The 7,075-nt window shown below is 74.1% G+C and carries 6 protein-coding genes; all 6 read right to left on the bottom strand.

Translation table 11 applies throughout. From position 1 onward, the window contains the following. Positions 1–114: 114 nt before the first annotated feature. Positions 115–651, bottom strand: a complete 537-nt coding sequence (pyrE, locus tag ABTZ03_RS22370) for an orotate phosphoribosyltransferase (RefSeq protein ID WP_350514803.1) — start codon at positions 649–651, stop codon at positions 115–117. 68 nt (positions 652–719) lie between these two features. Then, a complete protein-coding gene (locus tag ABTZ03_RS22365; RefSeq protein ID WP_350514802.1) occupies positions 720–1,841 on the bottom strand; it encodes an SRPBCC family protein in 1,122 nt (373 codons plus the stop codon). Between the two features lie 105 nt (positions 1,842–1,946). After that, on the bottom strand, positions 1,947–3,611 hold the full coding sequence (locus tag ABTZ03_RS22360; protein WP_502894550.1) for a polyamine aminopropyltransferase: 1,665 nt from the start codon (positions 3,609–3,611) through the stop codon (positions 1,947–1,949). Between the two features lie 184 nt (positions 3,612–3,795). Continuing rightward, positions 3,796–4,323 carry a DUF2617 family protein gene (locus tag ABTZ03_RS22355; RefSeq protein ID WP_350514801.1) on the bottom strand — a complete coding sequence of 176 codons (528 nt, stop codon included), beginning with the start codon at positions 4,321–4,323 and terminating at the stop codon, positions 3,796–3,798. Between the two features lie 779 nt (positions 4,324–5,102). After that, positions 5,103–6,263: a pyridoxal phosphate-dependent aminotransferase gene (locus ABTZ03_RS22350; RefSeq protein ID WP_350514800.1), complete on the bottom strand. Its 1,161-nt coding sequence runs from the start codon at positions 6,261–6,263 to the stop codon at positions 5,103–5,105. A gap of 215 nt (positions 6,264–6,478) precedes the next feature. Next, entirely contained in the window at positions 6,479–7,039 is a 561-nt protein-coding gene (locus tag ABTZ03_RS22345; RefSeq protein WP_350514799.1) for a type III secretion system chaperone family protein, read from the bottom strand. Between the last annotated feature and the right edge of the window lie 36 nt (positions 7,040–7,075).

Here is a 7,075-nt window from a genome sequence, read left to right as displayed (position 1 = left end):
GCGGCTTCGGTCCGCGCCCACCCATTCGTCCACGGCGCTTCCGCCTATGGGCCGGGTCCTGTTTCACGTGAAACAGGACCCGGCCCTTCGTGCTGCTCGGGGTGTCCGTACCGGTCAGAGGCCCAGGTCGGCCAGGTCGTACGCGGTCACGTACTCCAGGCCCTGCGCCTCGACGGCGCCCGCGCCACCGCGCTCGACGATCACCGCGACGCCGACCACCTCGGCGCCCGCCTCGCGCAGCGCCTCGACGGCGGTCAGCACCGAGCCGCCGGTGGTGGAGGTGTCCTCGACCGCCAGCACCCGGCGGCCCTTCACCTCGGGGCCCTCGATCCGGCGCTGCAGGCCGTGCGCCTTGCCCGTCTTGCGGACCACGAAGGCGTCCAGCTTCTGCCCGCGCGCGGCGGCGGCGTGCAGCATCGAGGCCGCCACCGGGTCGGCGCCCAGGGTCAGGCCGCCGACGGCGTCGTAGTCCAGGTGGGAGGTCGCGTCCAGCATCACCCGGCCGACCAGCGGGGCGGCCTCGCCGTCCAGCGTGATCCGGCGCAGGTCGACGTAGTAGTCGGCCTCCTTGCCGGAGGAGAGGGTGACCTTGCCGTGCACGACGGCCTTGTCCTTGATCTGTGCCAGCAGGGCGTCGCGGTCGTTGCTCATGAGCGTTCAGTCTAGGGCCTGCACGCCCACCCGGCGCTCGCGACCAGGTCCTGTCGGCCGGACAGGGCCTAGCGTCGGCGCAGTGCCCTGACCAGGACCACGGCGCCGCCGAGCAGGGCCACCGAGCCGCCGATCACCCACGGCACCGCGCTGCGGCCGCCGGTACCCGGCACCACGATGCCGCCGGCCTCGCCACCCCAGCGGGACGCCGCCCGGGCCCGGGCGCTGCGGGCCGGCAGCGCCGGCGCGTACCGGCCGCGCGGCGGGGCGTGGTCCACCTCCTCGGCCGAGCGGCCGACGATGCTGCGGCGGACCGGGCCGCTGAGCTCCGGCTCGTCCTCGTAGGCGAACAGCGGCTCGACCGGGAGCTCCTCGGCGACGCCCTCCCGGGGGTCGGCGACGTCGTGGTCGTCGACGTCGTCGTCATCCGTGTCGTCGGTGGAGTCGGCGTCGTCGGCGGCGGAGCCGGTGGGGAGGCCGAACCGCTCGGCGTCGGCGTCGGAGAAGGCGATCAGGTCGGAGAGGTCGTCGTCGAGGTCGTCGCCGGGCTGGTCCTGGCGGTCCTCGATGAAGACGACCTCGGCGCCGGGTCCGTCCTCGTCCGTGCTCCCGGCGTCGGTCTCGGCGGCGTTCTCGGCGTCGGCGGCGTTCTCGGCGTCGGTCTCGGTCTCGGTCTCGTCCGCGTTCCCGGCATCGGTGTCGGTGTCGATCCCGTCCGCGTTCTCCTCGTCGCCCTCCGCGGGGGCGTCCGGGGAGGTCAGCGCGGTGGCGAAGCGCTCCAGCAGCCGGCGCCCGGTGGCGTCGAGGGTCTCGGCATCGAACTCGGTCAGCCGGCCGGTGGCGCTCAGGTCGCCGGTGAAGCGGACCGTCGCGGTGCCGTCCTCGGCGCCCTCCGCGACGCTGACCCGAACGGTGGCGGTCGCCTCACCGTCGCCCCGGGCCTCCTGCCCCTCGGCGAGCACCGTCAGCACCCCGCCGCGGCCCTCGATCAGTGACAGCACGCCCTTGTAGGTGATCGTGGAGCCGCCGATCCGCACCTTCAGCCGCCCGCCGATCTCCTCGGCCGGCCCGGCCCCGACCGCCGCCGGCTCGGTGCTCAGCCCGGGCACGCTCCGCGCCAGCAGCGCCGGATCCTGCAAGGCCTGCCGCACCAGCGCTGCGGACATCGGGACGACAACCTCATGCTCCATGCCACGGAGCCTACCGACTGGGCCCGGCCGGGTCCCTACCCACCACCGCCCGACTTCGCCCCGCCTCCCTCGGCGGCTGCTCCGCTCCGCTGCCCGTCCCGGCCGTCAGCGGGGCCCCAGGAGGGTGAGCGGGGCCGGGGGCCGCAGGGGGCGGCGGGCGGTGAGGCGGGCGGCCGAGCCGCGGAGGGCGTCGGGGGTGAGGGCGCGCGGGGGCGGGGCGTCGGGGGCGAGGGTGAGCGGGGGCGGGGTGGCGGCGGCGAGCAGGAAGTCCTGGGCGGTGTCCGACCGGCCGGGGCGGCAGGTGGTGGTGTCGCCGCCCCCGACCGCGTACGGGGTGGTCTGCAGCCCGACCGCGCGCAGCCCCGACTCGATCCGCCAGAGGCCGTCCCCGTCCCCGCCGGCCCGCCCGCCGTCGTCCCCGCTCTCCCCGCCGGCCCGGACGGCGATCCGGCCGCCGGGGGCCAGCAGCCGGGCGGCGAGGCCGTAGAACTCCTGGGAGTGGAACTTGACCGGTCCGCCGTCCGAGGGCGCCGGCAGGGCGGCGAGCACCACGTCGTACTCCTCGTCGGGGGCGACGCGCAGCCAGGCCATCGGGTCGGCCGTGGTGGTGCGGACCCGGGGGTCGTCCAGGGAGTGCTCGCCGAGGGCGGCGAGCCCGGGGTCGGTGCGGGCGAGCCGGGGGAGGGCCGGGTCGGCGTCGACCACCCGGACGGAGCGGACGCCCCGGTGCCGCAGCACCTCCCGCAGGGCGAGGCCGTCGCCGCCGCCGAGCAGCAGCACCCGGGCGTCCGGCCCGGCGGCCAGCGCGGGGTGGACCAGGGCCTCGTCGCCCCGGTACTCGTCCGGCCCGCAGACCGCGAGCCGTCCGTCGAGGTAGAGCCGCAGCGGGCCCTCGGCGGGGCCGGTGAGCACGATCTCCTGGTACCGGCTGCGGGTGGCGTAGCGGACCTGGTCGCCGTAGAGGGCGTGCCGGGCGGCGCGTTCGATGGAGTCGGAGCCGAGGGCGGCGGCCGCCAGCACGGCGAGGACGAGCGTGCAGCCGGCCCAGAGCAGCCGTCGTATCCGGGCGGCGGGTTCCTCGCGGAAGAGCCAGAGCACGACGGCGGCCCCGGCGACGGCGTTGACCGCCCCGGTGAGCAGCGCGCCGTCGCCGGGGCCGAGCAGGGGGAGGATCAGGAACGGGAAGGCGAGGCCGCCGATCAGCGCGCCCACGTAGTCGGCGGCGAACAGGTCGGCGACCGCGCGTCCGGCGTCCTCGCGCCGGATCCGTTGGATGAGGGTCATCAGCAGGGGGATCTCGGCGCCGATCAGGATGCCGATCAGGCAGGTGAGGCCGACCATCGCGGCCTGGTAGCGGCCGATCCAGGCCCAGCAGGAGTACAGGGCGAGGACGGAGAGCCCGCCGGTGAGCGCGAGGGCGCACTCGACCAGGGCGAAGGCGGTCGCCGGCCGGCGGGTGAGGCGTTTGGCGAGCAGCGAGCCGAGGCCCATCGCGAACACCATGACGGAGAGCACGACCGAGGTCTGGGTGACGGTGTCGCCGATCAGGTAGTCGCCGAGCGCCACGAGTTCGAGTTCGTAGACGAGTCCGCAGGCCGCGCAGACGAAGGCGGCCAGCAGCACGGTCAGTCGGGCGAGTCGGGGGCGGTCGCGCAACCGGGAGCGACGGCGGGCGGGCAGGGGGATCAGGCTTCGCCCGGGCCGGGGTGGGGTGCCGTCGTCGAGGTCCACTCGCGGGCGTGCGGGCGGACCGGCCGGATGGTTGATCACGAACAAACGCTAGGGGACGTGCGGGACGGATGGCTGCGCCCATCCGACGGACAGCGGGAACCGCCGGATTGACGAATCGTTCCTGCGTACGATTCGTAGGCTTGTGCTGGGTGTCGTATGACCGGATCGGCGCTGCCGTCCGGCTCTTGGGCGCCCGGGCCCCGGCCGCCCGGGTCGTCGGCCGTCACGCCCCCGACACCACCAGCGAGGAGCGGGTGCAGACCAGCTGGCCCTCCTGCGGGTAGGCGTGCCAGGTCCGCCAGAGCAGCCGGTCGGTGCCGCCCTGGGTGACCAGCGCGGTGAACGCGCTCGGATCGCCCGGGAAGATCCCGGCGAGGCCGCGCGGGTGCCCGTCGACCAGTGCCAGCAGCTCCTGGGCGCGGGCCGCGAAGACGTGCGGGGGCAGCGCCTCGATCCGGGCGGCGAACTCGTACTCCCAGCCGCCGACCTGCTTGGCCACCCGGGCCGGCAGCGGGGTGCGGCGGCCGGGCAGACAGGCGACGGTCTCCAGGCACTCGCCGGGACCGGCCGAGATCACCACCTGGTGCGAGGCGCCCAGCAGCCGCAGCTGGAGGGTGCCGGAGGCGTCGGGGCGGCCGCCGTCGAGTCTGAGGTCGCGGACGGCGAGAGCGGGCAGCGGTTCGCCGCCGAGGCACCAGGCCAGGTCACCGGCGCGGGTGTCCGTGTAGGAGGTCTGCAGTGTGGTGAGCATGCTCGGCTCCGCGTTTCAGCTCCGTGCGCGCCCGCCGAGCAGCAGCGACTAGGCCTAGGCGATGGCGAGGCTGTTCGTGGCTGTGCGGCCCTGGGCGCGGCCGACCGTGGAAGGAAGGATTCCGGCTGGAGATTCAGCAGCAGAGAAGCACGAATACGCCGGGTCCGTCGGTGATTTACCCAACTTTGTCAAGCATTCACCGTTTCGAGCACACCTGCTTCCCAGCTCTGATCGACCCGGTGTGCGACTTTGCACAGCGCGCGCCCCTGCAACCGGCCTGTGCGCCGTGTGCGCCGGTAGTGCGCTCTTTGCGCGCATCACGCGCCGCTGCCCTCTGCGCACCGGCCACGGCGGCCGTCCGAGCGTGCCGGACAGGTCGCCGGAATTGCCTCATGGGCAGCAAAAGAGCATGCCATCCAGGGGAGTTGAGGGCGAATCACCGGCCGTACCGGGCCAGAATTGGTCCCGCCCAAGGGGGCGCGCGAAACAACTGCGCGCGCCGCAATCACACAACGCACCCCCGGACGGCGGTACTCCTGTTGCACAAACCGCCCCGCTGGGGGCTACGGGACGGCCGTGACCGGTGGGGCGGGGGCGCGGCGGGGGTCCTGAGGGGCGGGTGCGACCACGGCCGCGGCGGGTGCCCGCACCCGCCCGCGCCGCAGGGCCCGGACCGCCCGTCGTCGATCGCCGACGGGCGGTCCGGGCTGAGCTGGCGTGAACTTCAGCTGTCGGAGCGCGAGTTGAGAACAGTGCCGACGGTGCGCCGATGCTCCTCGTCAGAGCCGCTGGAGACGGTCGACGGCCTCCTGGAGGACTTCGTCCTTCTTGCAGAAGGTGAAGCGGACCAGGCTGCGGCCCGCGTCGGGGTCGTCGTAGAAGACGGCGTTGGGGATGGCGACGACGCCGCAGCGTTCGGGGAGGGAGCGGCAGAAGTCGATGCCGTCCTTCTCGCCGAGCGGGGTGATGTCGGTGGTGATGAAGTAGGTGCCCTCGGGGGTGAAGGCGCGGAAGCCGGCCGTGCCGAGGCCGTCGAGCAGCAGGTCGCGCTTGCGCAGCAGATCGGCCCGGAAGGTGTCGAAGTAGCTGTCCGGGAGGCGCAGCGCCTCGGCGACGGCGTACTGGAAGGGGCCGGCGCTGACGTAGGTGAGGTACTGCTTGGCGGTGCGGACGGCGGCGACCAGCGCGGGGGCGGCGGTGACCCAGCCGACCTTCCAGCCGGTGAAGGAGAAGGTCTTGCCGGCCGAGGAGATGGTGACGGTGCGCTCGCGCATGCCGGGGAGGGCGGCGAGCGGGTGGTGGGTGACGCCGAAGACGAGGTGTTCGTAGACCTCGTCGGTGATCACCAGCAGGTCGTGCTCGACGGCGAGGGCGGCGATGCCGGCCAGTTCCTCGGCGGTGAGGACGGTGCCGGTGGGGTTGTGCGGGGTGTTGATCAGCAGCAGCCGGGTGCGCGGGGTGATCAGGGCGCGCAGCTCGTCCAGGTCGGGGCGGAAGTGCGGGGCCCGGAGGGTGAGCGGGCGGCGGGTGGCGCCGGCCATCGCGATGCAGGCGGCGTAGGAGTCGTAGAAGGGTTCGAGGGCGATCACCTCGTCGCCGGGTTCCAGCAGGGCGAGCAGGGCGGCGGCGATGGCCTCGGTGGCACCGGCGGTGACCAGCACCTCGGTGTCCGGGTCGTACGTCAGGCCGTGGAAGCGCTGCTGGTGGTCGGCGACGGCGGTGCGCAGCTCGGGGATGCCGGGGCCGGGCGGGTACTGGTTGCCGTGGCCCTCGCGCAGGGCCCGTACGGCCGCCTCGCGGACCTCCTCGGGGCCGTCGGTGTCCGGGAAGCCCTGGCCGAGGTTGATCGAGCCGGTGGCGGTGGCCAGGGCGGACATCTCGGCGAAGATCGTCGTGCCCATCCCGGCCAGTCGGCGGTTCAGCAGCGGCCTGGTACCCATCGGTGGCTCCTCACGGTCACGGCTCGTCGTCAGGGCCATCCTGCGGCAGCCGGGGGCCGGGGACAAGGACGGCTGGGAGAAGGACGGTCGGGGACAAGGACGGTCGGGGACGAGGACGGCCGGGGGGAGCGGTCCGGGGGACGCCGCGGCCCCGGCGGCCCGGCGGGTGCCGGGCGGCCGGGGCCGCGGGGGTGGGTGTGGGGCCGGGGCCTGGATCAGGCCTCCTCGCCGCCCTTGTCCTCGCCCTCGCCGTCCTCGCCCTCGATCTCGTTCTGCAGGCCGAGGCGCTCGACGATCCACTGCTCGAAGCCGACCGCGGCCTGGGTCCAGTTCGCGGTGGTGGTGACGAAGTAGTCCAGGTTGACGCCGGTGCCGACGATCATCTGGGCCTCGCCGATCAGGCGGACCACGCCGTCCTCGTGGGTGTGGGTGTACACCTTGGGCCAGAGGGTCTCGCGGTTCCACTCGTCGATCAGGTCGAGGATCTCGCCCTTCTTCTCCAGCGGGTACGCGCGGTCGTAGAACGCGCGCACCGCGAAGAGCTCCTTCTGCTCGCCGCGGAACATGTAGTAGACGCGGAAGCCCTCCCAGGGGGCGGTGAGGTCGCCCTCCTCGTCCACGACGTGCTTGAGCTGCATCTGGTCGAGCAGCTGGGTCACCAGGGCCTGGTCCGGGACGATGATCGGCGGAGGGCCGGCCGGCCGGCCGCCCTGGCCGCCGGGCTGGCCGCCCTGGGGCGCGCCGAACGACGGGATGGACGACGGGTCGATGCTCATGGGGGTCCTCTTCCTCAGTGCACGTGGTGGCCGGCA

Source organism: Kitasatospora sp. NPDC096077 (assembly GCF_040303245.1).
Taxonomy (GTDB): domain Bacteria; phylum Actinomycetota; class Actinomycetes; order Streptomycetales; family Streptomycetaceae; genus Kitasatospora.
Note: the sequence above shows the minus strand (reverse complement) of the source record. Positions and strands in the feature narration are given on the sequence as shown.